At 62.3% G+C, this 26,100-nt stretch carries 23 protein-coding genes; 8 read left to right on the top strand and 15 right to left on the bottom strand.

The features are described 5' to 3' along the window. The first annotated feature begins 211 nt into the window (after positions 1-211). Entirely contained in the window at positions 212-3,178 is a 2,967-nt protein-coding gene (locus tag NB311A_RS13665) for a PAS domain-containing sensor histidine kinase (protein ID WP_040675288.1), read from the top strand. A 61-nt stretch (positions 3,179-3,239) separates the two neighbouring features. Here the strand turns inward: NB311A_RS13665 and NB311A_RS13660 are convergent, their stop codons facing one another. Then, the gene (locus tag NB311A_RS13660) at positions 3,240-3,890 is read right to left on the bottom strand and encodes a 3-oxoacid CoA-transferase subunit B (protein ID WP_009799188.1); all 651 of its coding nucleotides are present in this window, start codon (positions 3,888-3,890) and stop codon (positions 3,240-3,242) included. Between the two features lie 56 nt (positions 3,891-3,946). Beyond that, positions 3,947-4,657: a CoA transferase subunit A gene (locus NB311A_RS13655; protein ID WP_009799187.1), complete on the bottom strand. Its 711-nt coding sequence runs from the start codon at positions 4,655-4,657 to the stop codon at positions 3,947-3,949. A gap of 298 nt (positions 4,658-4,955) precedes the next feature. Here NB311A_RS13655 and NB311A_RS13650 point away from each other — a divergent pair, with 298 nt between their 5' ends. After that, positions 4,956-6,899 (top strand): AsmA family protein, encoded by a 1,944-nt coding sequence (locus NB311A_RS13650; protein WP_040675286.1) that lies wholly within the window; start codon positions 4,956-4,958, stop codon positions 6,897-6,899. Positions 6,900-6,933: 34 nt separating this feature from the next. On the opposite strand, the gene NB311A_RS13645 is transcribed toward NB311A_RS13650, so the two are convergent. Genes NB311A_RS13645 through NB311A_RS13635 form a run of 3 tightly spaced genes read right to left on the bottom strand, consistent with a single transcriptional unit; the run spans position 6,934 to position 9,811 of the window. Next, the gene (locus NB311A_RS13645) at positions 6,934-7,752 is read right to left on the bottom strand and encodes an ABC transporter permease subunit (RefSeq protein WP_207382387.1); all 819 of its coding nucleotides are present in this window, start codon (positions 7,750-7,752) and stop codon (positions 6,934-6,936) included. Further along, positions 7,752-8,666 carry an ABC transporter permease gene (locus NB311A_RS13640; RefSeq protein ID WP_009799184.1) on the bottom strand — a complete coding sequence of 305 codons (915 nt, stop codon included), beginning with the start codon at positions 8,664-8,666 and terminating at the stop codon, positions 7,752-7,754. The genes NB311A_RS13645 and NB311A_RS13640 overlap by 1 nt, the downstream gene beginning before the upstream one ends. Further along, a complete protein-coding gene (locus NB311A_RS13635; protein ID WP_009799183.1) occupies positions 8,663-9,811 on the bottom strand; it encodes an ABC transporter ATP-binding protein in 1,149 nt (382 codons plus the stop codon). The genes NB311A_RS13640 and NB311A_RS13635 overlap by 4 nt, the downstream gene beginning before the upstream one ends. A gap of 153 nt (positions 9,812-9,964) precedes the next feature. Between NB311A_RS13635 and NB311A_RS13630 the strand changes: the two genes are divergently transcribed. Next, positions 9,965-11,068 (top strand): NAD(P)/FAD-dependent oxidoreductase, encoded by a 1,104-nt coding sequence (locus NB311A_RS13630; RefSeq protein WP_009799182.1) that lies wholly within the window; start codon positions 9,965-9,967, stop codon positions 11,066-11,068. Positions 11,069-11,214: 146 nt separating this feature from the next. On the opposite strand, the gene NB311A_RS13625 is transcribed toward NB311A_RS13630, so the two are convergent. Next, a complete protein-coding gene (locus NB311A_RS13625; protein WP_009799181.1) occupies positions 11,215-11,400 on the bottom strand; it encodes a YdcH family protein in 186 nt (61 codons plus the stop codon). A 283-nt stretch (positions 11,401-11,683) separates the two neighbouring features. Between NB311A_RS13625 and NB311A_RS19770 the strand changes: the two genes are divergently transcribed. From NB311A_RS19770 to NB311A_RS13605, 4 genes are all read left to right on the top strand, one after another. Continuing rightward, positions 11,684-13,564, top strand: a complete 1,881-nt coding sequence (locus NB311A_RS19770; protein ID WP_131522915.1) for a caspase family protein — start codon at positions 11,684-11,686, stop codon at positions 13,562-13,564. 238 nt (positions 13,565-13,802) lie between these two features. Beyond that, positions 13,803-14,009: a YdcH family protein gene (locus NB311A_RS13615; protein ID WP_009799179.1), complete on the top strand. Its 207-nt coding sequence runs from the start codon at positions 13,803-13,805 to the stop codon at positions 14,007-14,009. Between the two features lie 210 nt (positions 14,010-14,219). Continuing rightward, positions 14,220-14,708 (top strand): 5-(carboxyamino)imidazole ribonucleotide mutase, encoded by a 489-nt coding sequence (gene purE, locus NB311A_RS13610; protein WP_009799178.1) that lies wholly within the window; start codon positions 14,220-14,222, stop codon positions 14,706-14,708. Beyond that, complete coding sequence (locus NB311A_RS13605; protein WP_040675386.1) at positions 14,705-15,817, top strand: 5-(carboxyamino)imidazole ribonucleotide synthase; 1,113 nt, start codon at positions 14,705-14,707, stop codon at positions 15,815-15,817. The genes purE and NB311A_RS13605 overlap by 4 nt, the downstream gene beginning before the upstream one ends. A gap of 242 nt (positions 15,818-16,059) precedes the next feature. Here NB311A_RS13605 and NB311A_RS13600 read toward each other — a convergent pair whose 3' ends face one another. From NB311A_RS13600 to aqpZ, 4 genes are all read right to left on the bottom strand, one after another. Continuing rightward, a complete protein-coding gene (locus NB311A_RS13600) occupies positions 16,060-18,534 on the bottom strand; it encodes a TonB-dependent receptor (RefSeq protein WP_165475265.1) in 2,475 nt (824 codons plus the stop codon). A gap of 140 nt (positions 18,535-18,674) precedes the next feature. Then, complete coding sequence (locus tag NB311A_RS13595) at positions 18,675-19,655, bottom strand: FecR family protein (protein WP_009799175.1); 981 nt, start codon at positions 19,653-19,655, stop codon at positions 18,675-18,677. Positions 19,656-19,750: 95 nt separating this feature from the next. Next, positions 19,751-20,251, bottom strand: a complete 501-nt coding sequence (locus tag NB311A_RS13590) for an RNA polymerase sigma factor (RefSeq protein WP_009799174.1) — start codon at positions 20,249-20,251, stop codon at positions 19,751-19,753. Between the two features lie 276 nt (positions 20,252-20,527). Further along, positions 20,528-21,244 (bottom strand): aquaporin Z, encoded by a 717-nt coding sequence (aqpZ, locus tag NB311A_RS13585; RefSeq protein ID WP_009799173.1) that lies wholly within the window; start codon positions 21,242-21,244, stop codon positions 20,528-20,530. Positions 21,245-21,507: 263 nt separating this feature from the next. On the opposite strand from aqpZ, the gene rpsU reads away from it, so the two are divergent. Beyond that, entirely contained in the window at positions 21,508-21,795 is a 288-nt protein-coding gene (rpsU, locus tag NB311A_RS13580; RefSeq protein WP_009799172.1) for a 30S ribosomal protein S21, read from the top strand. A 436-nt stretch (positions 21,796-22,231) separates the two neighbouring features. Here the strand turns inward: rpsU and NB311A_RS13570 are convergent, their stop codons facing one another. The 5 genes from NB311A_RS13570 to NB311A_RS20655 form a co-directional block, all read right to left on the bottom strand. Further along, the gene (locus NB311A_RS13570) at positions 22,232-22,696 is read right to left on the bottom strand and encodes a DUF3606 domain-containing protein (protein ID WP_009799170.1); all 465 of its coding nucleotides are present in this window, start codon (positions 22,694-22,696) and stop codon (positions 22,232-22,234) included. Between the two features lie 28 nt (positions 22,697-22,724). Next, the gene (locus tag NB311A_RS13565) at positions 22,725-24,122 is read right to left on the bottom strand and encodes an NAD(P)(+) transhydrogenase (Re/Si-specific) subunit beta (RefSeq protein WP_009799169.1); all 1,398 of its coding nucleotides are present in this window, start codon (positions 24,120-24,122) and stop codon (positions 22,725-22,727) included. 158 nt (positions 24,123-24,280) lie between these two features. After that, a complete protein-coding gene (locus NB311A_RS13560; RefSeq protein ID WP_009799168.1) occupies positions 24,281-24,598 on the bottom strand; it encodes a proton-translocating transhydrogenase family protein in 318 nt (105 codons plus the stop codon). Positions 24,599-24,715: 117 nt separating this feature from the next. Next, entirely contained in the window at positions 24,716-25,846 is a 1,131-nt protein-coding gene (locus NB311A_RS13555; protein WP_009799167.1) for a Re/Si-specific NAD(P)(+) transhydrogenase subunit alpha, read from the bottom strand. 95 nt (positions 25,847-25,941) lie between these two features. After that, positions 25,942-26,094 carry an aa3-type cytochrome c oxidase subunit IV gene (locus NB311A_RS20655; protein ID WP_009799166.1) on the bottom strand — a complete coding sequence of 51 codons (153 nt, stop codon included), beginning with the start codon at positions 26,092-26,094 and terminating at the stop codon, positions 25,942-25,944. Positions 26,095-26,100: the final 6 nt, after the last annotated feature.

Raw genomic sequence — 26,100 nt, 5'->3', positions numbered from 1 at the left:
TCCTGCACCACTCAACGTGCCGCCGACCCTGGAGGTCCATGACAACAGCCGAATTAAGGTTATCCCGGCTTTGGCGGGGATTGTGGGGCGCGAGCCGTGGACCTGAGCCGGGCCGGACGCGATACTGACGGTCTGTTAGGACTCCGGCCAATGAAAGCCGACATACGCAGCCGCGGAAGGCAAAACCTGAGACATTTCACGCGCGGTGCCCATGACTAGCGCCGACTTCCAGTTGCAGGGCATGATTGACCCACGGCTGGCCGCTCATGCAGCGGGCGCGCTGCCCGCATGGCTATGGTCGCCGGACGGCGCCCGCATCCTGTGGGCCAACCCGGTGGGAGTCTCTATTGTCGGAGCAATCAACGCCTCCGCTCTTGCTTCGCGAAACTTCGAGCCCGGCGATCCTCGCCGATGGCAGGTCGCGCAGCTCGCAAGCCGGCTGTCGCCCACAGGCGCCGAGCGGCTCGAACGAATGCGGGGCTATGCCGGGCTGGGAAACCTTCTCACCTGCGCCTGCTCGCGGCTCGATTTTCCGGGGATCGGCAGCGCCATTCTGGTCCGGGCCGTAGAGCCGGCCGGTCGCGGCATGCCGCTGGTCGAGCGATTGCAGCGGCTCGTGGACGGCGTCGATCGGCCTGTGGCGGCATTCTCGCGCGACGGCCTGTTCCTCGCCGCCAGCGACGCGGCACGGCCACTATTCGGCTTCCGCAGTCTCCCCGAGGCCGGGCTGGACAGCTTGCGCGATAACGCGCTACGCGAGGGGCGCGCCGAGACCTCGACCGGAGTGTGGCGGTTAGTGCTGCAACGTGTCGGAAGCGACGGCGATATCGGGCTTGTCGCCCTGCTGGAGCCGAACGTCCCGGGTCGTTTCTCGACTCACGCGCCAGCAGGGTTGACTGAACCGGAGGCCGAGCTTCCATTGCCGAACAGCGCGACGGTTTCACCGATGCGAGCCGTGGGGCCACGGCCCGAGCCGGACCATCGCCCATTGCGTGATTCTCCGCTGCGGAGGCGTCATCCCTTGCGCTTCATGTGGCGGATGGATGCCGAAGGCCGCTTCTCGTTCGGATCCGACGAATTCACCCGCATCATCGGAATGCGAACAACATCAGTGTTCGGCCGGTTGTGGAGCGAGATCACGGAGATATTCGGATTCGATCCTGAAGGCCGTGTCGCAAAAGCGGTTGAAACCCGTGAGACCTGGAGCGGCATTTCGTTGCTTTGGCCCGCGGATGGATCGGACACAGGCCTGCGTGTCGAACTGTCGGGGCTTCCGGTCTACGACCGCGCGCGCAATTTCGTCGGCTATCGTGGCTTCGGCGTCTGCCGCGATCGTGAAGGCTTGGCTCGGCTCGCGGCAAACCGGCGCAACGATTTTCTGTTCAGCGAAACCTCCCATCCGGCGCCGGCAAACCCGGCGACTTCCGCCGACGCCCGCCCCTCCGAACCCCTTCAGCAACCAGCAGAACCGGACACCACCGTGGAAACGCCCAAGAATGTCCTGCCGTTCAGGCCTCCGGTCGACTTGAACCCGCCCCCCCTCACGCCTGTCGAAAACAACGCCTTCAACGAACTGGCGCGCCAGCTCTCAGCCCGACTGGAGGGCGAGGCCGACGATGCCGCCGCGCCTGGAACGGACGCCGAGCAGCCGGGTGTGTCCGAGCCGCCCGACGCCAGCCGAGAGCAATCAGCGACCGAACCCACACCGCAAGCCACCCTCGCGAGCGACAACCTGATCTGCGACCTGCTTCCAAGCGGCGTGATGATCTACCGAGCCGGCCGCGTGCTATACGCGAACCCGGCGTTTCTCGCGCAGGTCGGCTACGGCAGTTTTCAGGCGCTGCAAGAGGCGGGCGGGCTCGATGCCCTGCTGGTGCAGGCCGACATGCCCGACGCCGTCAACACGCCGCCCACAGGCTCTCACGTCACGGTCTCGGCAACGCCGCCGTCGGGCGCGCCGCAACAGCCGATCACAGCCCGGCTTTTCGAGGTCTCCTGGGATGGCGAGCCCGCGAACGCCTTGATATGCGGCGGCACATCAGCGCCCTCTCGTATCGGACATGCGAACGCCGAGGAGCTTGCCACCATCGTCGACATCGCGGCCGAAGGCATCCTGATGTTCGACGACGGCGGACGCATCACCGCTTGCAACCGCAGCGCTGAAACGCTGTTCGGGCATTCCGGCGACAATCTCACGCAGCACAATCTTGTCGATCTCTTTGCGCCCGAAAGCCAGGGCGCGGTTCGGGATTACCTCAAGAGCCTCATGCACGACGACGACGCAAGCCTGCTCGATCATGGCCGCGAGGTGTTAGGCCGCGCGCGCGAGGATGGCCTGATCCCGTTATCGATGATAATGGGCCGGACCCAAGCTGAGGGCCCCAACTTTTTCGCCGTGTTCCGCGACCTCTCGCAGTCGAAGAAAGCCGAGACCGAGCTTTCACAGGCGCGACGTCAGGCCGAGCGCGCGGCGAACGCCAAGGCCGACGTGCTGGCGCGGATCAGCCACGAAATCCGGGCGCCACTGAATTCCATCATCGGGTTCGCCGAGGTGATGATCGATGAAAAATTCGGCTCACTCGGAAATGAGCGTTATGTCGAGTACATGAAGGACATTCGCGCCTCGGGCGAACGCATCATCGCCTTCATCGACGACCTGCTCGACCTGTCGCGGATCGAAACCGGCAAACTCGATCTCGCCTTCGTGAATCAGAATCTCAACGAGATCGTCGAGCAATGCGTCGCGGTGATGCAGCCGCAGGCCAATCGCGAGCGCATCATCATACGGACCTCGCTCGCGCACACGCTGCCGCCGGTCGTCGCCGACGCACAGGCGCTGCGTCAGATCACGCTTAACCTGATCGGAAATTCGATCCACCTGGCCAACGCCGGCGGACAGGTCATCGTCTCGACAGCAATCACTGATTTCGGCGACGTGGCATTGCGCGTCCGAGACACCGGACAGGGCCTCAGCGAAAACGAGCTGGCCGCGGCGACGGAGCCGTTCCGCACGCCCGCGCCGAGTGACCAGGCTTCGAAGAGCGCGGGCGTCAGCCTGTCGCTCACCAAGGCGTTGGTGGAGGCCAATCGCGCTCAGTTCCATATCAAAACCGGACCACACTCCGGCACCCTGATCGAGGTGGTTTTCGCACAAACGGACGCGCCGGCCCGGAGCTGAACTCCAAGTTGGATGCGTTTTCTCGCAAATCCCTTGTAGCGCCGCTGTCGCGTCCCCGTCCTCAAGCGCTCTTCAGCGCGACGCGATATTCAGCTTCGGTCTTGGCCCTGACCTCATCCAGCGTGACGCTGTCGGCGAGTTCGATCAGCGTCATGCCATCCTCGCCATGCTTGTCGATGGTGAACACCGCAAGATCGGTAACGACCATATCGACAACCCTTTCGCCGGTCAGCGGCAGCGTACACCGCTTGAGCAGCTTGGGACCATCCTTGGCGGAATGCTCCATCACGACGACGACGCGCTTGACACCGGCAACGAGATCCATCGCGCCGCCCATGCCCTTGACCATCTTGCCGGGGATCATCCAGTTGGCGAGATCGCCGTTCTGCGCCACCTGCATCGCGCCGAGGATCGAGAGATCGATATGGCCGCCGCGCACCATGCCGAACGAGTCGGCTGAAGAGAAGTAGCTGGTGGTCGGCAATTCCGTGACGGTCTGCTTGCCCGCGTTGATAAGATCGGGATCCTCCTCGCCTTCATATGGAAACGGCCCCATACCAAGCATGCCGTTCTCGCTCTGGAGCTGAACGTCGATATTGTCGGGAATGAAGTTCGACACCAGCGTCGGAATGCCGATTCCGAGATTGACGTAATAGCCATCGCGCAATTCCTTGGCGGCGCGCGCCGCCATCTGCTCGCGGGTCCAGGCCATGGGGCTCTCCTGTCACCTTGTCATCATTGCAAGGAGCTTAGCGTGCTTCCCGGGGATCATGCCGCCGCCGGGCGTGGACGGGTATTGCGGAATTCGATGTGCTTCCTGGCGCCGCCGACCTCGACGATGCGCTTGACGAAGATGCCGGGAGTATGGATGTGATCGGGATCGATCTCGCCTGCGGGCACCAGATGTTCGACTTCGGCGACGGTCACCTTCGCGGCGGTCGCCATCATCGGGTTGAAGTTCCGCGCCGTCTTGCGATAGACCAGATTGCCGGCAGTGTCGCCCTTCCAAGCGTGGACGATGGCAAGATCGGCGAACAGCCCTCGCTCCATGAGATATTTCTCGCCGTCAAATTCCTTCACCTCCTTGCCCTCGGCAATGAGAGTGCCGACGCCGGTTCTTGTGTAGAATGCCGGAATGCCGGCGCCACCCGCGCGAATGCGCTCAGCCAGCGTCCCCTGCGGATTGAATTCAAGTTCCAGATCGCCTGCGAGATACTGCTGGGCGAAAAGCTTGTTCTCGCCGACGTAGGACGAAATCATCTTCCTGATTTGCCGGGTTTCGAGCAAACGGCTCAGTCCGATACCATCGACGCCGGCGTTGTTCGACACGAAGGTGAGTTCCTTGACTCCTGAGTCACGAATGGCATCGGACAGCGTTTCCGGGATGCCGCACAAACCGAATCCGCCGGACATGATCATCATGCCGTCTCTAAGGAGGCCATCGAGGGCCGATTTGGCGTCAGGGTAGACTTTGTTCATGAGCTGCGACCTGCAAGGAGGAAGGCGCCATTACCGGCGCGGGGCAGGATTAGAGAGGAGTATTAGGCAAAATCCTACTGGGGCGTCAATTGGAGGCAGAACCGTCCTGGGGGAACGAATTCGACATCCGTATGCCCACATTGCAGCAAATCCCGGCAGGCGAACGTATGTATAAATGTCAAAATCGAACTATTGGTGGCCTTGAAAGCGTCAAGAAAACCAATCAAATTGCGGGCGCTGCAGGACGGCGTCGGACCGGTCTTGCGACCGTCAACCAACTCCGGACATGTCATTGACGATGGCCCAAGGAATGAAGCGCCTGGGAATATCGGTCGCGGCCATTCTGGGAGTTGCGGTGATCGGCCTGACGGCGCTGATCTCCATGTCGCGGCTGCTCGACCACGACGCCTTGCGAGACGCCGTCGAAAGTCAGATCCGCACGGTGACGGGGCTCGACTTCATCGCAAATGGCCGCATCGACGTCTCGGTTTTTCCCGCCAGCTATGTTTCCTTCCATGATGTCCGCATCAAGGGCAGCGACGCCGATGCTCCGGCGCTCAGCGTCGAGGTGCTGACCGCCAATCTGCGCCTGCTTCCGCTGCTCATGCAGCATTTCCAGATCGCCGACGTCATGTTGCTGCACCCTTACATCCGCGTTAAGCGCGCTGCCGACGGCCGCAGCAACTGGACTCCCTTTGTGGAAACGATTGCCCGAAACATGAAGCCGGGCGCCGACAGCCCGGTCTCGTTCTCGGAAATCCAGATCCAGAATGGCGAACTCAGCTATGAGGATGCCGCCGGTGAGATTTCCGAAAACCTCGGCGGTATCGACCTGTCACTGGCGTGGCCGTCGATTTCCCGCTCATTCGCAGCGACTGGACAGTTCGACTGGCGCGGCGAACGCGTCGACGGCAGCATCGGCCTCAGTGATTTTCTCGCAGCGCTATCTGGCGAACGATCCGGCCTGAAGATCAAGGTCACCAGCCCCCGGCTGAAATTCGCGTTTGAAGGCACGGTCGCCAATCCGATCAGCCTCATGATGGAAGGTACGCTCTCCGCCGATAGCGCTTCCTTGCGCGAGGCGTTGCGCTGGATCGGACGGCCTCCTCCCGGCAGCAGCGGGTTCGATCGCTTCGCTCTGAAGGCGCGCGCCAGCTTGATCGGCTCGTCGCTTGCGCTTACGAACGTCAACCTCGAGATCGACGGCAATGTCGCCGAAGGCGTGATGACCTACGCCAACAACGGACGGCAGACCCTGCAGGCCACGCTGGCTGCCGGAACGCTGGATTTCACGCCCTATGTCAAAACGATCCGGCTGCTCGCCGGAGGAGCCCGCGACTGGAACCGGCAGATGTTCGATCTGCAAGCGCTGTCGGCGACTGACCTCGATATGCGGCTTTCGGCGGCGAAAGTCATCGTCGGCTCCACCAGGCTCGGCAAAACCGCGCTTGGCGCCAATCTCCGCAACGGATCGCTGGCGCTCAGCATCGGCGAGGCGCAAATCTATGACGGTATCGCGAAGGGATCATTCGGCATCTCGCATGCCGAGGCGGCCGCCGATGTGAAGGCGCAGTTTCAGCTTATCGATGTCGATCTGCAAGCCTGCGTCAGCGATCTGTTCGGCACCGGCCGGCTCTCCGGGCGGGGAAACCTGAATGTTTCGCTAGAGGCCAACGGATCGAGTCCGTATGGGCTGGCGCAATCGCTCGACGGAACAGCGACTTTAACCGGTCATGACGGCGCCATCAGCGGATTCAATGTCGAGCACCTGCTGAAGCGGCTGGAGCGGCGGCCGCTTTCCGGCGGCGGAAATTTCCGCAGCGGAAAGACGCCGTTCGACAACCTCAGTATCGCCCTCAATTTCAACGACGGTGTCGCGGTCGCGACCGACGTGCGCGTCGAGGGGCCGAAGGCGCGTCTCATCCTAACTGGCACCGCCTCGGTGCCCGCGCGAGACTACGATCTCAAGGGCATCGCGAGCCTGACGTCATCAGCGGGCGCCGACAGTTTCGAACTGCCGTTCGTGGTTCAGGGACCATGGGATGATCCGCTGGTCTTTCCCGATCCGGAAAGCCTGATACGGCGATCCAAGGCGTCGGCGCCGCTGCTCGACGCGGTCAGGGACCGCAAGACCCGCGACGCGGTCCGCTCGGTGATCGAGCATCTGACGGATCAGAAGGCGGTCCCCGCGGCAGCCGTTCCGGATTCCCCGACCGGAGCCGGAACATCGCGCGCAAACTGACGTTCCCCGCAAGCTCTTTTCCTCAAACTGACATCTACAGCGGTGCGGCGCTTTCACCCTGCCGGCTCGAGAGCTTTGAAGCCAGCGACGCCGCCACGATGATGACCGCGATCGATCCGACGATGAGTGTGCAGATCGCATTGATCTCAGGCTTCACGCCGAGGCGCACCTCCGAATAAATCCGGATCGGGAGCGTCGTGGAGCCGGGGCCGGTGGTGAAGCTCGCAATCACCACGTCGTCCATCGACAGCGTAAACGCAAGCATCCAGCCCGCGACGACCGACGGAAGGATCAGCGGCAACGTCACTTTGACGAACGCCCGAAAGGGGTCGCAGCCGAGGTCCATCGCAGCCTCCTCCAGGCTTCGATCGAGCGATCCGAGTCGCGACTGCACCACCACGGCGACGAAGCACATGGTCAGCGTGGTATGAGCAATCGTGACCGTCCAGAAACCGCGCTGCGCATCGACAGCAACGAACAGCAACAGCAAGGACAGTCCCGTGATCACCTCGGGCATCACCAGCGGGGCGTACAGCATTCCCGAAAACAGCGTGCGTCCATGGAAGGCGCCGGCACGCGTCAGGGCCACGGCAGCCAGTGTTCCGAAAACCGTCGCGGCCGTGGCCGACACCGCGGCAACGCGCAGGCTCATCGCAAGCGCTGACAACATTGCCCCATCGTTGAAAAACTCAACATACCAGCGCACCGACCATCCGCCCCAGACCGTCACCAGCCGCGACGCATTGAACGAATAGATCACGAGAATGACGATAGGCAGGTACAGAAACGCCAACCCGAGCGCGAGCGAGGTAATGTTGAAAGGCGACAGCCTGGCGAGCGCGGACGTTGCCATCATTGCGCCCCTTCCAGCCGGCGACGTTGAACTCGCTCGTAAACAAGAAGCGGCGCCAGCAGCAGCACCAGCAGCACGACGGCGAGCGCCGACGCCACGGGCCAATCGCGGTTGGTAAAGAATTCCAGCCACAGGGTCTGCCCGATCATCGGCGAAGCCGACCCCGCGAGCAGATCCGGAATCACGAACTCCCCGACAATCGGAATGAAGCACAGCAGCGCGCCCGCGCCGATCCCCGGAAGCGACAACGGCGCCGTCACCAGCCAGAACGTCGTCAGACGCGAGCCGCCGAGGTCGGCGGAAGCCTCAAGGAGCGCGGGATCGATCTTCGCCAATGTCGCGTAAAGCGGCAGGATCATGAAGGGCAGATAGGAGTAGACGATTCCGACATACATCGCGGCGTCGGTGGACAGCCACACGAGGGGGGCGCTGACGAGGTGCAGCGCCACCAGCACCTTGTTCAGGATGCCGTCGTGCTGGAGAATGTTGATCCACGCGTAGACGCGGATCAGAAAAGAGGTCCAGAACGGCACGATCACCAGGATCATCGCAACTGGTTGCGAGCGCGCCGGCAGGCGCGACATGCCGTAAGCAATCGGATAGCCGACCGCGAGCAAAATCGATGTCGAGACCAAAGCGACGACAACGCTTCGCAGGTAAGACAGGGCATAAAAATGATCCGACGCCAGCAGCCGGAAATTGTCGAGCGACAGCGCCGCGATGGCTGCCTTGAAGGCGGCCACTCCTCCGGCCGGATCGAACACCGGCAGATAAGGCGGCTGCGCTATCACCGCGTGCGACAGGCTGATCTTCAGCACGAAGCCGAACGGCAGCAGGAAAAACAGCAGCATCCACAGAAACGGCGCAAGCGCCGCCCTGCGCGCGGGAACGGAAAAAAGACGCCGCCCGCTCATCGGTCGAGCACCATGCAATCGTCTGGCGCGAAATACGCCACCACGCGCTGCGCCGTATCGTAAGCATTGGTCTCCAGCCGGACGGTGTTGGCGACCGACGCATGCAGCAGCGCGCCGCGATCAAGCCTGATCTGATAGCGAGTCTGACCGCCAAGATAACTGATGCCGGCAATGACGCCTTCCATGCGGTTGATCCCATCCGCATGGCCCGCATCGGGTGTCGCCTCGCCTCGCGACAGGCGAACCTTCTCCGGGCGTATTGCGACGCAGACCTGATCCGTCGTCAGCGCCTGCAAGGGCACTGCCGCCGTCACCTGTCCGGCTGCCTGCGTTGCGACCGTCACGCGGCCGGCGACGCGCGACTCCACCTCGCCATCGATGATGTTAATTCCGCCGACGAACTCGGCAATCCAGCGGGAATTCGGCGCCTCATAGAGCTGTCGCGGCGTCGCCACCTGTTGCAGACGCCCCGCATTCATGACCCCGATACGGTCCGCCATCATCATCGCCTCCTCCTGATCGTGGGTGACGATGATGAAGGTCATGCCGAGCTGGCGCTGCAGCCGCATCAATTCGGCTTGAGTGTTCTCGCGCAGCTTCTTGTCGAGCGCGGCCAGCGGTTCATCGAGCAGCAAAAGCCGTGGGCGCCGGGCAAGCGCGCGCGCCAGCGCCACGCGCTGCCTCTGGCCGCCGGAAAGCTGCTCCGGCTTGCGCTTTTCCATGCCCTCCAGACTCACCAGCGCCACCATCTCCGCGACGCGCGCATCGATCTCGGCACGCGGCAGGCTCGCACGCCTCAGCCCGAACGCGATGTTGTCCCGCACGGACAGATGAGGAAACAGTGCGTAGTTCTGGAACATCATGTTGACCGGACGCCGGTGCGGCGGAACATTGGAGATGTCCCGACCGTCGAGAAGGATGCCCCCGCTATCGAGCGTCTCGAATCCGGCAAGCATCCGGAGCAGCGTGGTCTTGCCGCAGCCGCTCGGCCCCAGCAGAGCAAAAAACTCTCCCGCCTTGATATCGAGCGACAGACGATTGACCGCGGTAAACCCGCCAAAGCGCTTGACGACCGCATCGACCTGTAACAACGGCAGATCGGCCGGTGCGGCCGCTTCAGAGCCATGTCTTGCCTCGTTCGTCATTCCATCCCGTCTCGTTCGCAATGAAGGCTATAGCGTTTTCAAGCGAAGCATGTCTTTGGGTCAAGCCTGAGGACATGCTTCACCTGAAAACGCTATAAATGACGGGCCGGCGCGAATCGCGCTCCGGTGATCGGAAAACAGTCCGGATTACAAATGGACAGGGTTGAGTGTGTGGTCGTGGGCGCAGGCGTGATCGGGCTTGCGGTCGCGCGGCGGCTCGCGCGAGCCGGCCGCGAGGTTGTCGTTCTCGAAGCTGCGGACAACATCGGAACGGCAACGTCGTCGCGCAACAGCGAGGTGATCCACGCCGGCATTTACTATCCCGCCGGCAGCCTGATGGCGCGGACCTGCGTCAGCGGCCGCCCGGCCCTCTACACTTATTGCCGGGAGTACGGCATTCCACACCGCATTTGCGGCAAGCTGATCGTCGCGACCACCGAATGCGAGGTCGACAGGCTGCGGGCCATCAGAGCACACGCGGAGGCCAATGGCGTCAAGGACATCCAGCTCCTGAGCGCTGACCAGGCTCGTGCGCTCGAACCGGCGCTGCACTGCGTCGCCGCGCTGCTATCTCCGTCGACGGGCATTATCGACAGTCACGCCTTTATGCTGGCCTTGCGCGGTGACGCCGAGCGGGACGGCGCGACGTTCGCATTTCTGACCCCCTTATTGAGCGCCAGGGCGACGCCTCATGGGCTGGAAATCGAAACCGGCGGCGACGCGCCGATGACGCTCGCCTGTGATCTGCTGATCAATGCCGCCGGCCTGAGCGCTCCGGCGGTGGCGCGCCGGATCAAAGGCATGCCCGTTGGCCGGATTCCGCCGGCCTATCTCGCCAAGGGAAGCTATTTCAGTTGTAGCGTCCGTGCGCCGTTTTCGCGCCTGATCTATCCGGTCCCCGAACCCGGCGGCCTTGGTGTGCATCTCACGCTCGACCTCTCCGGCCAGTCCCGCTTCGGCCCCGATGTCGAATGGATCGAGATACCGAATTATGACGTCGACCCGGAGCGGGCGACCCGCTTTTACCCGGCGATCCGGCGCTATTGGCCTGAACTGCCTGACGGCGCCCTGATCCCGGCTTATTCTGGAATTCGCCCCAAGATCGTGCCGCCGGCGGTGGCCGTGCAGGACTTCATGATCGAGGGACCCGCGGACCATGGCTTGCCCGGGCTGATCAATCTGTTCGGAATTGAGTCGCCCGGCCTCACCTCGTCACTTGCGATCGCCGATCATGTCGCTGCCTTGGCCGTGAAATAGCGGACAAAGCAGGCGACAATTATCAGACGGAGCCGTCCCCCTGGGCGATAGCTGGCACTATCGTCCGGGCGGCTCTGCCCGTGCGAACGGCAGCAGCAGCAACGACGCTCCTGACTCCGCGACCCTTGAAGTGAGAGGCTGGGAGTTTAGTGGACGGTCCCCGCCGTGCAGAACTTGAGTCTTTCGATCTCGTCCTTAAGCATCAGTTTTCGGCGCTTCAACTCGGCAATCCTCAGGTCGTCGGTGGAAAGGTGCCTGAGAGCATCGTGCAATTCGCTGTCCAGGATTCGATGTTTCCGTTCCAGTTCAGCGAGATGCGCCTGAATTGCCATTCGAACCTCCTCGGTGAGATGAGACCTCAGATTCGCCCGGAACGGTAAAGTCTACATGAACCGCGACGACTGTCGATAGGCCAAAAAAGCCCACCAATCATATTTGCGGGATTGTGAGAACACGCCACCGGCTAAAGCCGGTGGCTTCGACGAGCGAATTTAGCGCTCAGAATTTTATACGCATCCACAACGAGTTCAGTTGACGCCCGGCTGCTACCTCCAGGATTGCATCTCAACAGTTGGCCGTTATGAAATGCTGGTGGTCGGGCGAGGGAGGTGAGCGTTGATCGCGGTAGGAACTGGGTTGCGTTGCGGTCTCGCCGGGATGTTGGTGGGACTGGTCCTGGCGGGCGGAAACATGGCAGCACGGGCGGCCCCACCGGGCGCGTGCAAGCAATCAACTAACATAGACAAGAAAATCGCAAGCTGCACGGCGTTTCTCGCGCGCAAGACCAGCGTGCTCGACCGCATTCTCGCGCTTGATTGGCGGGCAAATGCGTGGGTCGAAAAATCGCAATACGATCGCGCCATCGCCGACGTAACCGAAGCGCTGGCGCTGGTGCCGCGCACGCGTGGACTGCGCGGTCTCCACGTAATCTACGCAAAACGCGGAGAGGCATTCGCAGGAAAGGGCGACCTTGAAAGTGCCTTGCAGGATTATGGAGCTGTCCTGCGGCTCAAGCCAGGCGATTATGGTGCACGTAACAATCGCGCGCTTATCTACAGGCGGCAGCGCAAATTCGCCTTAGCGCTGGCCGATTACGATGCCGTGCTCAAGGCGAATCCGCGCTATGCGATCGCTTTCAATAATCGCTCCATTGTTCACAATGAACTTGGAAATTTTGAGAAGGCGATTGCCGACGCAACGCGGGCCATTCGCATTGATTCGAAATTTGGAAATGCTTACGCTAGCCGCGCCGGGTACTTTCAGCGCCAGGGCGACCTCGTGCGGGCGCTGGCGGACGCCGATCAGGCCGTCAAATTGCGGCATCCCCGCGCCAGTCATGGTCGCGCACAGGAGGGGGCGCTAGCGACGCGGGCCGATATCCATCGGACGATGGGGAATCTGCCGCTGGCGCTGGCCGATTGCGAGCGGATGCAAGCGATCGACGCGGACTACGTTCCCACGCTGGTCTGCTTCGGCAAGACCTATGAGAAGATGGGGGACATCGACCAGGCGCGGACCTGGTATGAACGGGCCATCGCCTCGCGAAACGAGCGCCGGTTTGAGTCAACGTCCACAGATGATCGTAAGGATGCCGAAGCGCGTCTCGCCGCGCTCAACAGCGGCGTGCCGCCACCCGCTCCTGTTGTGACCTCGGCGCCCGTGACGAAGATGCCGGCCAACGCCAAGAGCGTGGCCACGGCTCCAATCACTGCCAAGATCGTCAACGAGCCGATTGCCAACGAGCGGCTGGAAACCTCTGCCCGACAGGGCCGGCGCGTCGCGCTGGTGATCGGCAATTCCGCCTATCGCAGCGTCTCGGCGTTGACGAACCCGAAAAACGACGCCACTGTCATGGCGGCGGCGCTGCGCAATATGGGGTTTGCGTCCGTCACACTTGCGCTCGACGCCACGCGCGAGACCATGGTGGATCATCTGCGCCGCTTTGCTGAGGAAAGCGAGACCGCTGACTGGGCAATGGTCTACTACGCCGGCCATGGCATCGAGGTGCAGGGCCAGAACTACCTGATCCCGGTCGACGCCAGGCTTGCTGCCGACCGCGATGCACAGTTCGAGGCCGTGCAACTCGATCAGGTCATGGGCGCGATGGAGAGCGCGAAGAAGCTCCGACTGGTGATCCTCGATGCCTGCCGCGACAATCCGTTCGCGGCAAAGATGCGCCGCGTCGCCGCGCCGCTGGTCGCCTCGGTACGCGGCGCGGTCGGGGTTGCGCGGGGCCTTGGCGAGGTGTCGGTGAGCGGCGCATCACTTGTCGTCTTCGCCGCCAAACACGGCCAGACCGCGCTCGACGGCGACGGAGCCAATTCGCCGTTCGCTTCGGCCTTGGTCCAGCGTATTGCGACGCCGGGCGTCGAGATTAACAAGGTTTTCCGGCTGGTGCGTGACGATGTGCTGGACGCCACCGCCGGCCGGCAGGAGCCTTACACTTATGGTTCACTGCCTGGACGCGAGGATTTCTTCTTCGTCGCGGCGAAGTAGGATCCCCAATCGGGGCATCGCCGTTCTTCCTTCGACGCTGTCGATCCATACCTCCAAAGACATAGCGACGTGGATCTGGATCAATAGAGCGTCGGGTTGATCCCAGAAAAGGGACGCTAAAAATGAGCCGGGCGCAGGGAACCCGCCAACTTGCGCGCGGCGCGAGCAAGGGAGATAATTCGCGAGCTGGAATTCCAACCCTTCGCAAACCGTTCGCGATTCGAGTCAGTACGTCATCATGACCGACGAAGAAGAGCGCGAACTCGGAGCTGAGCTCGCGCGGCTGCAACAGGAACACCGCGACCTGGACGCCGCCATTGATGCACTGCATCAATCGCCTGCGCCCGATTTGCTGCGGCTACAGCGGCTGAAGAAGCGCAAGCTGCAGTTGCGCGACCGCATCTCCTTCATCGAAGACCAGATCACGCCAGATATCATTGCCTGAACGGCCCCGCTCGTTCCGCTCTCACTCGTTCCGCCGCCGTTGCGCCTTGCGACGGTCGGGGACCTAGCCGCTTTAGGTGTCTTTTTCATCATTGCAAGGCTTGCCGCCGTTCACCAAGAAGGGATAGTTCATTCCCGGCTGGTTGCCTCGCCAAAACGCCTTCCCGTAACCCGAATCAGTTTCTGGATTCCCGACGAAACAAATAAATAAATGACCGCCGTTGTCGCCATCATCATGGGAAGCCAGTCGGATTGGGAGACCATGCGCCACGCCGCGGAAACATTGGCCGCGCTCGGCGTCGCCAGTGAAAGCCGGATCGTCTCCGCGCACCGCACCCCTGACAGACTGTTTGCATTCGCCAGGGGCGCCAAGGCCGAGGGGTTCAAGGTCATCATCGCGGGCGCGGGCGGCGCGGCGCACCTTCCCGGCATGACGGCATCGCTGACGGAGCTTCCGGTGCTCGGCGTGCCCGTCGAATCCAGGACGCTTGCCGGGGTCGATTCACTTTATTCCATGGTGCAGATGCCGGCCGGCGTCCCGGTGGGAACGCTCGCGATCGGCAAGGCCGGCGCCATCAATGCGGCACTGCTGGCGGCGAGCGTGCTGGCGCTCAATGACCCGCCGCTCGCCGGCCGCCTCAAGGCATGGCGCAGGCGGCAGACGGATGCGGTGGCCGAGCGCCCGGAGGAATCAGCGTGAGCGGTTCCCGGCGGCTGGCTCTAAAACCGGGCGGCACCATCGGAATTCTCGGTGGCGGCCAGCTCGGCCGGATGCTGGTTCTGGCGGCCGCACGCCTCGGCCTCAAGTGCCAGGTGTTCTCGCCGGACCCGGACTCCCCGGCGTTCGACGTCGTGCAGAACGCCACCTGCGCCGAATACGCCGACGTCGAGGCGCTGGAGTTGTTCGCGGCCGACGTCGACGTCATCACCTATGAATTCGAGAATGTTCCGGCGGCGACCGCGATGGTCCTCGCCGCGCGCCGGCCGGTGCTGCCGGATCATCGCATCCTGGAAACCGTGCAGGACCGCCTGCTTGAAAAGAATTTCGTCACCGGCCTCGGTATCGCAACCGCCGCCTATGCCGCCGCGGCGTCGGCGCAGGGGCTTCGCGAAGCCGTCAAAGCCGTCGGCCTGCCCGCCGTGATCAAGACCCGCCGCTTCGGCTACGACGGCAAGGGCCAGGCCATCATCCGCGCGGGCGACGACCTGGACCAGGTGTGGAGCGATCTCGGCACCAAGTCGGCGGTCGTGGAAGCCTTCGTGCCGTTCGAACGCGAGATTTCCGTGATCGCCGCGCGCGGGATCGACGGCGGCGTCGAATGTTTCGACGTGACCGAGAACGAACATCACGATCACATCCTGAAATATTCGCGCGCGCCGGCCGCAATTCCCGATGCGCTCGCCGCGCAGGCGCGCGACACGGCCGGGAAAATTGCCGCCGCGCTCGATTATGTCGGCGTGCTGGCGGTGGAGATGTTCGTGGTGCCCGGCGCGAGCGGGCCGACGCTGCTCGTCAATGAGATCGCGCCGCGCGTCCACAACTCGGGCCACTGGACGCTCGACGGCGCCTCGGTCTCGCAATTCGAGCAGCACATCCGCGCGGTCGCCGGCTGGCCGCTCGGCAAGCCGGTCCGGCACGGCAGCGCCGTCATGACGAACCTGATCGGCAAGGAGGTCCTCGATTACGGGAAGTGGCTCACCGTGCCCGGCGCCGCCGTTCATATCTACGGCAAGGGCCCCCCGCTCCCCGGCCGCAAGATGGGCCATGTGACCGAGGTGCATGTGACGGAGGCCGAGGGCCGCGACTGACAATGGTGCTCACGCTGAAACGCTCGTCATGCGCGGACAGGTCACCGGCTCTCACGGATCAAGGATGATCGGAGCGAACGGCAGCCGATGTTGGTGACGACGGCGCGGAATGAGACTGGCGCGACAAGGTAACGGAAACCATCATTCCTGTACGGCGTTTTCGAGCAGAGGGATACCGGTTCGCGTGAAGAAAACGCGTCAAATCAAAAAGCGAGAGTCTTTCACCGTTTCCGTGAAGGATTTTAGAACTGGAACGTCGTCGACAGCAGGAACGTGCGCGGTTCGCTCAAATTCATGTACCATGTGTTTGAAGTTGCCCAGTAGTTCCTGTCGAGAACGTTGCGGATGCTTGCCCGGACGATGATCGGTTTCCAGCCCGGCTGCCTGATCGTATAGCGCGCGTTTAGATCGATCCGGTACCAGCTATCGACCCTCTGGGTGTTCGGCGCGTCCCGGTATGTGAACGATTGCCATTGTCCCGATGCGCCTACGGCTAGATCTTTGATCGGCGTATCCCAATCCAGGCTAAGCGTCGCGCGATATCTGGGCAAGCCGGGAAGCCACTTACCGACATTGGTTCCGTCGGGAGTTTCAACCAGCATTGTATCGAGAAACGTGAAACCGCTGATGAAGCGCAAGCTCTCGGTGGCCTCACCGAAGGCGGCCACCTCGATTCCCTGATAGCGGACCTTGCCCGTCTCACCGAACATGAATGTGTTGGGATCCCGAGCATAGGTCGGCTGTGCCGTGGTGAAGGCGGCGAGCGTCGCCGCGATGCGGCCGAAATCGATCTTCGCGCCCACTTCCTGCTGTTTTGTCTTGAACGGCGCAAAGATCTCGCCGGCATTCAACGCATTGCTCGGCGCGATCTGGCCGGCCTGCAGCGCTTCCATGTAGTTGACGTAGAGAGAAACGTTCTCCAGCGGTTTGAAGATCAGCGCGGCTGCCGGCGACAGAGCGTCCGCATTATAGAGCGTATTGCTGAGGAAGGACTGCTGCTTCACTTTCTGATGCCTGATGCCCAACATCAATTGGACGCGCTCGTCCAAGGTCGAGATGGTGTCGGCAAGCGCGAAGCCCAAGTTCTCGTTGCGGCTTGCGCGGGGCGCTTCCGCGGGCGAAGCGAACACACCGAAATCCGGCTGGGGAAGAAAGACAGGATTATACAGGTTTGAGTCCGGAAGCGTCGACGAATACCTGTACTCGCTCCCGACCTCCTGGGTTCCCCATCCCGCCGCCAGCGCCAAAGCATGAGTCACGGGACCGGTCTCAACGCGCCCCCGCAGCCCAGTCTCCGCAGCGCTGCTCTGCATGTAGTAAGTGAACGCATAAGGACCATAGGGATTCGACAACGTGCCCGCGGCATCTTGAATCGACATGGAATTCCACGCGGCCCTCTCGCCTGCAACGCTGCGCCCGACCGCGGCATAGGCGGTGAGGTTCTCGGTGATGTCCCACTCGGCGCGCGTCGCAGCATACTTGGTCTCGATCTTGCTGAACTCCCACGGCTGCGACCAGTTGATGCGGCTGTCCGGCGGTCGCGGAACCGGAATATTGTCCGCAACCGACAACGAAGTCCGGAGCCCCGTGACGTGCTGATAGTGATAGCCGACGTCGGCGGACAGCCGGAAGTTCTCTCCCCGATAATCAATGCCAAGCGTCGTCAGTCGGGTCTCACGCCACTGGTGGTTGATGGGAGTGTCGCCATTGCGATACACGCCGTTGAAGCGGATGCCGAATTCCTTGTTGTCGCCGAAGCGCTGAGCCGCGTCCAGGTGCCCGCCGAGCTGACTGTTCATGGCGTATTCCGGTGTGAAGGCGATCAGCGGCTCGTCGCCGGCGCGCTTCGGCACCAGGTTGACAGTACCAAGGCTCGCGCCCTGACTCGGCGGAATGCCGTTGAGCAGCGCGCTCGCGCCCTTCAGCACCTCGACCCGCTCCAGCGATTCCACCGCTACGGCGCTGGTCCCTGTCCCCATGATTCCGTACAGGCCGCCGAAGGAAGTGCTTGCGGCGTTGCTTCCGATTCCCCGGATGAACCATTGATCGCGACTGAATCCGCCGCTCGAGTCATACAGCTTGGCCACCGACGGGTCGTTATTGAGCACATCGCCGATGCTTCTGGCCTGCTGGTCCTGGATCAGTTTCCGCGTGTAGCTGGTCTGATTGAACGGCGTGTCCATCATATCCCGGTTGCCGAGTATGCCGAGCTGGCCGCCGCGCGCCACTTGTCCGCCGGCATAGGCCGGAGGTAGCGACATCGTGGAGTTGGGATTCCCGGCCCCCTCCACATCGATCGTATCAAGCGCGATCGCGCCGGCCGGCATCGATCCTCCACGGACCGAGCCGCCTTGCTCTCCCGTATCGATCGTGACCGTGCGCGGGTTGGTAAAGCGGTAGGTGATGCCGGTCCCCGCCAGCAGCGCGGCGAGCGCCTGCGAGGACGTGAGGTTGCCTTGCACAGGCCGGCCGGTGACATTGAACGGCCGCTTGCCCGTGAAGACCACGGCAAGGCCGGTCGTGCGTCCGATTTCGTTCAGGGCCTGAGGCAACGGCTGCGCGGGAATATCGAAGCGGAACAGCCCGGCAGCGCCGGATTGCCGGGGAGCTGTACGCTGCTGAGCCTGCGCAGCGACGGACACAGACGCCGCCGCCATAATCGCCAACGTGGTTGCAAGCAAACCGCGCGCGCGTCCCCCAAACTTCGATCGCCCCATGTCTCGTTCCCGCTCGTGAATCATCGCCCCGGCCGATCGCGCATGGCGTCGGCTCTCATTCTGATTCACGGGCGAGCAGGCGATTACCTTACCCCGTCGCAGATATTTTTAGGCAGGAGGGCGACGCCGTCGGACGAGCGTCAGCGCAAGACCGTGAGACGGCCCAGAATGGAATAGGTCTCGAAGTTCACTGTCGACCGGAGGGATTCCAGCGCCGCATCGGGATCATCCAGCGTAAAGCTGCCGCTGACCCGACTGTCGGCCAGCGCCGCGCTGGCGATGACCATGCGGCCCGGCCGATAACGTTGCAGTTCTCCGATGACATCGGCGAAACGCGCCTGGTAGAAGACGAAGCGGCCCTCGTGCCACGCCATGGATGCCGCCAGGTCCGCGTTCCGCACGGGACCGACGCCGACCTTGTCAAACGTCACCTGCTGGCCGGGCTCCAGCAAAGCGCGTTGCATACTTGGAGACGTTACGGCGACTCGACCCTGCGCCACCGTCACCACGGTATCATCGTTCGATAACCGCACGTCGAATTTGGTGCCGAGAACCTCGACCGTTCCGCTGGAGGCTTCGACGACAAAGGATTGCGCGGCCTTCACGACGGAGAAGTAAGCGCCGCCGCGCAACAGAACGACACGGCGCTCCCCGTTCGTGAAGCGCTGCGTCAGGGCGCTGTCGGCATCGAGCAGAACCGTCGATCCGTCCGGAAGCTCAATGGTCCGCCGCTCGCCGCGGGCCGACACGGCATCCGCCCGCATGTCCTGGAACAGATTGGGCCGCTCCAGTGCGATGACGCCGCCGAGAACGGCCAGCCCCACGATAACGGTCGCCACACCGCGCTTCCTGGCTTTGCGGCGAGTCTTGGCGCGGTCCATTGCGTCGAGGTAGGCGGACAGGTTTTTGCTCTCTTCCTGTGCGACGCGCACGCCCGGAGATTCCGCCGCCGACCACAAGCTCTGAACACGGCGAAACGCCTGGCGGTGACTGGGGCTGGCCGCGACCCAGCGCTCGAACGCCGCGCGGTCGGCCGCCGATGTTTCGCCGCGCAGGCGCGTGAACCACTCCAGCGCCGTATCGTCGATATCCGTGGGCTTCGTGCGGGACTCGCGATCCATGGCGCGGAATTCTGAAGTTTGAGAGTTACATGGTGCGAAATGCGGCCGTTCTATCAGATCTGACGGGCGGCGGCGTCAAAACCTCATGCCGGGCGTCAGAAATCCTCGGCGCCGGCTCGGATCGCTTTCAGGGCGCGTATCATATGCTTCTCGACTGCGCCTGTGGAGATGCCAAGGGTGCGAGCGATCTCCCCGTAGTTGCGGCCGTGGATGCGGTTGAGAAGAAAAATGTGACGGCTGCGTTCCGGCAGCGCCCGGATCACATCGTCAATGTACCGTAGATGATCGCGTGCGGCGACGATGTCATGCGGCGAAGACGGCATGACGAAGCGTTGCTCAGGGACGGTGCGCTCGATGTATTGGGCGCGGATCCGCTCACTGCGTAGATGATCGATCGCAGCATTGCGGGCGCTCTGGCTGAGATAGGCCGAGGCTTCGTTCATCCCGTCCTGCTTGCGCTTCCACAGGCGCAGAAAGATATCGTGGACGATGTCCGAAGCTGTCGTGCGGCAACCGACTATCCGGCTGATCCGGCGCTGTAAACGACCACTCTCAGCCAGATATAGTTCCACGAACTGGGCAGCCGAATCTTTCATCCAGCACTCGAAGTTCCTGCCTGGCCGCCGTCTGTGACATCCGCCCAAAGCATCCCGCCGACGCCGCCTTTCAGGCGCGTCGTGCTGATCACCGGCTTAAGGGAGCCGAAACCTTATCGCAATCGCAACGGCTTAGATTTACTCTAACTGAATCTCTCGAAGCAGGAGCGAGCGGCCCGCTCTGACTGCGATCCCTTATTTGGTTGCTCCGGATATCTCCCCTCCCAAAACGACGGATTGCCGGGTCTGACCCGGCAATCCTTACGACGGGTAACGCTACTTCTTCCCCGCGACGACGCCTTCCGGCTCGCTGCTGAGCCCACGATAGACCACGCCGCCGATAACACCGCCGATCAGCGGCGCCACCCAGAACAGCCAGAGCTGCTCCAGAGCCCAGCCGCCGACGAAAAGCGCCGGCCCCGTGCTGCGCGCCGGATTGACCGATGTGTTGGTGACGGGAATGCTGACGAGATGAATCATCACCAGCGCGAGCCCGATCGCCAGCGGCGCGAAACCCGCCGGGGCCTTGCCGTGGGTCGATCCCATGATGACGAACAGGAACATGGCCGTCATCGTCACCTCGGTGATGAAGCCAACCGTGAGATTGTAGTGACCGGGCGAGTGCTCGCCATAGCCGTTCGACGCGAAACCCTTGGCGACATCGAAGCCCGCCGCCCCGCTGGCGATCACATAGAGCAGTGCCGCGGCGGCGACTGCCCCGATCACCTGAGCGATGACATAGGGAATTACCTGCCCGGCCGGAAACCGGCCACCAGCAGTCAAACCCACCGTGACCGCCGGATTGAGATGACAGCCTGAAATATGCCCGATCGCATAGGCCATGGTGACGACGCTCAAGCCGAAGGTCAAAGCCACGCCCAAGAGCCCGATGCCGACCTCGGGAAAGGCCGCCGCGATGACGGCGCTGCCACATCCCATAAAAGTCAGCCAAAAAGTGCCAATCAGTTCGGCCGCGTATTTCCTGACATCCATGACACGCCTTCCTTTGTTGACGAATCAACCACCCCGAGCAGGCTTATAAAACTCCGATGTGAGGTGTTCCTGAACCTCAATCACGCATCTTTGGGGAAATTCCACCCGAATTTCGGTGTCTTCGGCGAGCCAAACGATCGTCTAACATTGGACATCCGCGCCTTGAACTGGTATATGGGCGGCCTTGACGCTGAGGCCTGGCCTTTGTCGGCCCTTCACTGTCTGACAAATCTCACTCTGTTTAATTGAAAAGAGGATGCCGCGTGCAGGTTCTCGTTCGCGATAATAACGTCGATCAAGCCCTCAAGGCGCTGAAGAAAAAGATGCAGCGTGAGGGAATTTTCCGCGAAATGAAGCTCCGCGGCCATTACGAAAAACCCTCGGAAAAGAAGGCTCGTGAAAAGGCCGAGGCCGTGCGCCGCGCCCGCAAGCTCGCACGCAAGAAGATGCAACGCGAAGGCCTGCTGCCGATGAAGCCGAAGCCGGTTTTTGGCGCGGGACCCGGCGCTGGCCGGGGCGGCCCAGCCGCTGGCCCTCGTGGGCCGCGCTGAACAATCACTTGCAATCGACATGGAATTTGAGCGCGGACTTCGGACCCGCGCCGTGCGTGCTGTAGCGTTTTCGAGCGAGGCATGTCCTCCGGCTTGACCCGAGGATGGAATCCGGTTCGCATCAGGAAAACGCTATAACTGGCATTCTGTTGACCGCCGCGGCAACACTGTCCGGAAGACCAATTTCGTGGCCGAAACATATCGTCGGCGTTCAGGCTGAACTCGCGTCGCATGTGGCCTTAAGATCGAACGGCCGAGACGCTTGCCGGATGTTTCAGGAGAACTGGCAGCCCGTGGACAGGCGGTTTGGGTCAAAAGACATCCCTCCCCTGATCCGGTCGGATCAAATCCATTTGTTTCGATACCGGACGCGAAACGACCAGCGCGGTGAAATCCACGCTGACCGCGACGTTGATAAAGACTCTCAGGGATAGGGCTATCTGGCGCGCTTACCGGCGCCCTTTTTCGCTTTCTTCGCCTTCGCTGCCTTCGCTTTTACTTTCTTCGCCTTGACCTTCTTCACCGTCGTCTTCTTTTTGACGGTGGTTTTCTTTTTGGCGGTTTTCCTGGCCGCGAGAAAGGCACCAACGTTCTTCGAGGAACGTCCGACCTCGCCGACCGCGGCTCGAAGCCTTGCCGGCGTCACCTTGAACTTCTTCGACCAGTAGCGGACTTCATAGGGCTGGGTCAGCGCGATCAGCGCCCGGTCGTTGGTCCCGCGCTTTTGCAGCTTGAGGTAGGCTTCGACTGTCCTGGCAGAGCGGCCGACGGCCTTGACTGCGGCCTTCAGCTTCAACGGCGTGACCTTGAATTTTTTGGACCAGTAACGGACCTCATAGGCCTCACGCAACGCGATCAAACGACCATCACTTCCGCCGCGCTTCGCCTTGTCATCCGCCATGCTGGCCTCCACAATTGAATACGCCGAGTTACATCCCCTTGACGATATTCTCCGTCATCTTCTTGGCGTCGCCAAGCAGCATCATGGTGTTATCCCGATAGAATAGTGGATTATCGATGCCGGCATAGCCGGATGCCAGCGAGCGCTTGATGAACATCACCGTGCCCGCCTTCCAGACCTGCAACACCGGCATGCCATAGATCGGCGATGACTTGTCCTCCTCCGCCGCCGGATTGGTAACGTCGTTGGCGCCGATGACGAACGCCACGTCGGCCTGAGCGAATTCGGAATTGATATCCTCCAGTTCGAAGACTTCGTCGTACGGAACGTTGGCTTCCGCCAGCAGCACGTTCATATGGCCGGGCATTCGCCCCGCCACCGGATGGATCGCATATTTGACCTCGACGCCTTCCTTCTTCAGCGCGTCCGCCATCTCGCGCAGCGCGTGCTGCGCCTGCGCCACCGCCATACCGTAGCCCGGCACGATGATGACTTTCGAGGCGTTCTTCATGATGAAAGCCGCGTCGTCAGCCGAGCCGAGCTTCGCCGGCTTCTGTTCGCCGCCGCCACCGCCCGCCGCCGCGGTCTCTCCCCCGAAGCCACCGAGGATCACCGAGATAAAGGAGCGATTCATCGCATGGCACATGATGTAGGACAGGATCGCGCCGGAGGAGCCGACCAGCGCGCCGGTGATGATCAGCGCCGAATTGCCGAGAGTGAAGCCGATGCCGGCCGCCGCCCAGCCGGAATACGAGTTCAACATCGAGATCACGACCGGCATGTCGGCGCCGCCGATCGGAATGATCAACAGCACGCCGATCACCAGCGCCAGAACCGTGATCAGCCAGAAATCGAGCACGCTGCCCGACACCACCAGCCCGTACATAAAGAAGACCAAGGCGAGAGCGAGCGCGATGTTGATGATGTGACGCGCAGGAAGGAGGATCGGTGCGCCGCTCATCCGGCCCGACAGTTTAAGGAAAGCGATCACCGAACCTGTGAATGTCAGCGCGCCGATGGCGACGCCGAGCGACATCTCGATCAGGCTCTGCGCATGGATATTGCCGGGTGTGCCGATTCCAAAGGCCTCGGGCGCATAGAATGCGCCGGCGGCCACCAGCACCGCCGCCATGCCGACCAGCGAATGGAACGCCGCGACCAGTTCCGGCATCGACGTCATCGGGACCCGGCGCGCGATCACCGCGCCGATGCCGCCGCCGATCGCAACACCAAGGATCACCAGCACCCACGCTACGGCGTCGGCGGGCGGATGCGCGGCAAGGGTGGTCGCGACCGCGATCGCCATGCCGGTCATGCCGAGAAGATTGCCCCGGCGGCTCGACGCCGGACTCGACAGCCCGCGCAGCGACAGGATGAACAAAACACCTGCGACGAGATAAAGCAGCGCGGAAAGATTGGCGTTCATAGAGGAGCCCCGACGTCTCGTCCCGGGCGCGACGCAACGTAGCGCGATACGTCGCAGAACCGGGACCGTCCCAAATTGTGGCGGTCCCGGATCGGCGATTCAGCACGGCGTGCCGCATCGCATCCGGGACACTGGAAGTAACCCTGCATCGAAGAAATCTACTTCTGCTTCTTCTTGTACATCGCCAACATTCGCTGGGTGACGAGAAAGCCGCCGAAGATATTCACACAGGCGAAAACGAGGGCAACGAAACCGAAGGCCCGCGCCCAACCGGAGCCTTCCGAGATCATGGCGACGCCAACTGCGAGCAGCGCGCCGACCACGATCACCGACGAGATCGCATTGGTGACGGACATCAGCGGCGTATGCAGCGCCGGCGTCACCGACCACACCACGAAATAGCCGACGAATACGGCCAGAACGAAAATCGACAATCGAAAAACAAAGGGATCGACGGCCTGCACGACATGTTCCATGGAGGCATTCCTATTCGTCGTTTCCAAGCGTGCGAGAGGCGTGAACGGCAAACCCGGAGCCGAACGCGCACGTCGTGTTCTCCGGAACAATCCGCTGACCGGCTGGGCTCGTGATCATCATGCGCTTTTCGGCAGGAAGTTCGGATGGATGATCGCGCCATTCCGGGTCAACGCGGTGGCCTTGACCAGTTCGTCGTCCCAGTTCACCGCAAGCGCCTTGGTCGTCTTGTCAACCAGCGTCTCAATGAACGAAAACAGGTTGCGGGCGTACAGACTGGACGCCGAGGCGGCGACGCGGCCGGCGACGTTGGTGAAGCCGATGACCTTCACGCCGTTGAGATCGACGACCTTGCCCGCCTGGACCCCCTCGACGTTGCCGCCGCGCTCGACCGCGAGATCGACCAGCACCGAGCCCGGCTTCATCGAGCGCACCATCTCCGCAGTCACGAGCCTCGGCGCGGGCCGTCCGGGAATCAACGCCGTCGTGATGATGATGTCCTGCTTCTTGATGTGGTCTGCGGTCAGCGCCGCCTGCTTAGCCTGATACTCTTTCGACATTTCCTTGGCATAGCCGCCAGCGGTCTGCGCGTTCTTGAACTCCTCGTCCTCGACGGCGAGAAATTTGGCGCCGAGGCTTTCAACCTGTTCCTTGGTCGCGGGGCGAACATCGGTTGCGGTAACGGCGGCGCCAAGACGGCGCGCGGTGGCGATCGCCTGGAGGCCAGCAACACCAACACCCATGACGAATACTTTCGCGGCGGGCACGGTGCCGGCGGCGGTCATCATCATTGGAAATGCGCGGCCAAACGCCTCGGCCGCCTCGATAACAGCCCGGTAGCCGGCCAGATTGGCCTGGCTGGACAGCACGTCCATCACCTGCGCGCGTGTAATTCGCGGCATCAATTCCATGGCGAAGGCCGATACGCCGGCATCCGCAATCTTCTTCAGCGCCGCCTCATTGCCGTAAGGATCCATGATCGCGATCACCAACGCGCCACGCTTGTAGCGCGCCAGTTCGGATGCCTCGGGCCGCCTTACCTTGATAATGACGTCGGCGTCTTTCACGGCCTCGGTGCTGACCTCCGCTCCGGCGGCGATGAAGTCCGAATCCGGCACACCCGATTTGGTCCCGGCGCCCGGCTCGATTGCGACATCCGCGCCGAGCGCCTTGAACTTCTTCACTGTATCGGGTGACGCGGCCACCCGCGGTTCCGACTCATCGATTTCTTTCGCTATGGCAATCTTCATGATGCCTCCCGCAGCCGACGGCCACGCATGACTAAAGCACCAGCCACATTGCTAGCGAGCGGAAATCCAGAACGGCCGGAACGATAGATTGACAATCAGGTGAGGAAAATTGCCATCAACGAGACGATGGTGACCACAATCACCGTGCCGACCGTCCCGAATTTGATGAAAGCTTTGTACGTATTCTCGTGCGCCGGGTAATCCATGCCTTCCGCCGTCGAGTAAACGATTTCACTATGATCTGACACGTCAAG

Origin of the sequence: Nitrobacter sp. Nb-311A, from assembly GCF_000152905.1 — a bacterium.
Classification (GTDB): domain Bacteria; phylum Pseudomonadota; class Alphaproteobacteria; order Rhizobiales; family Xanthobacteraceae; genus Nitrobacter.
Note: the sequence above shows the minus strand (reverse complement) of the source record. Positions and strands in the feature narration are given on the sequence as shown.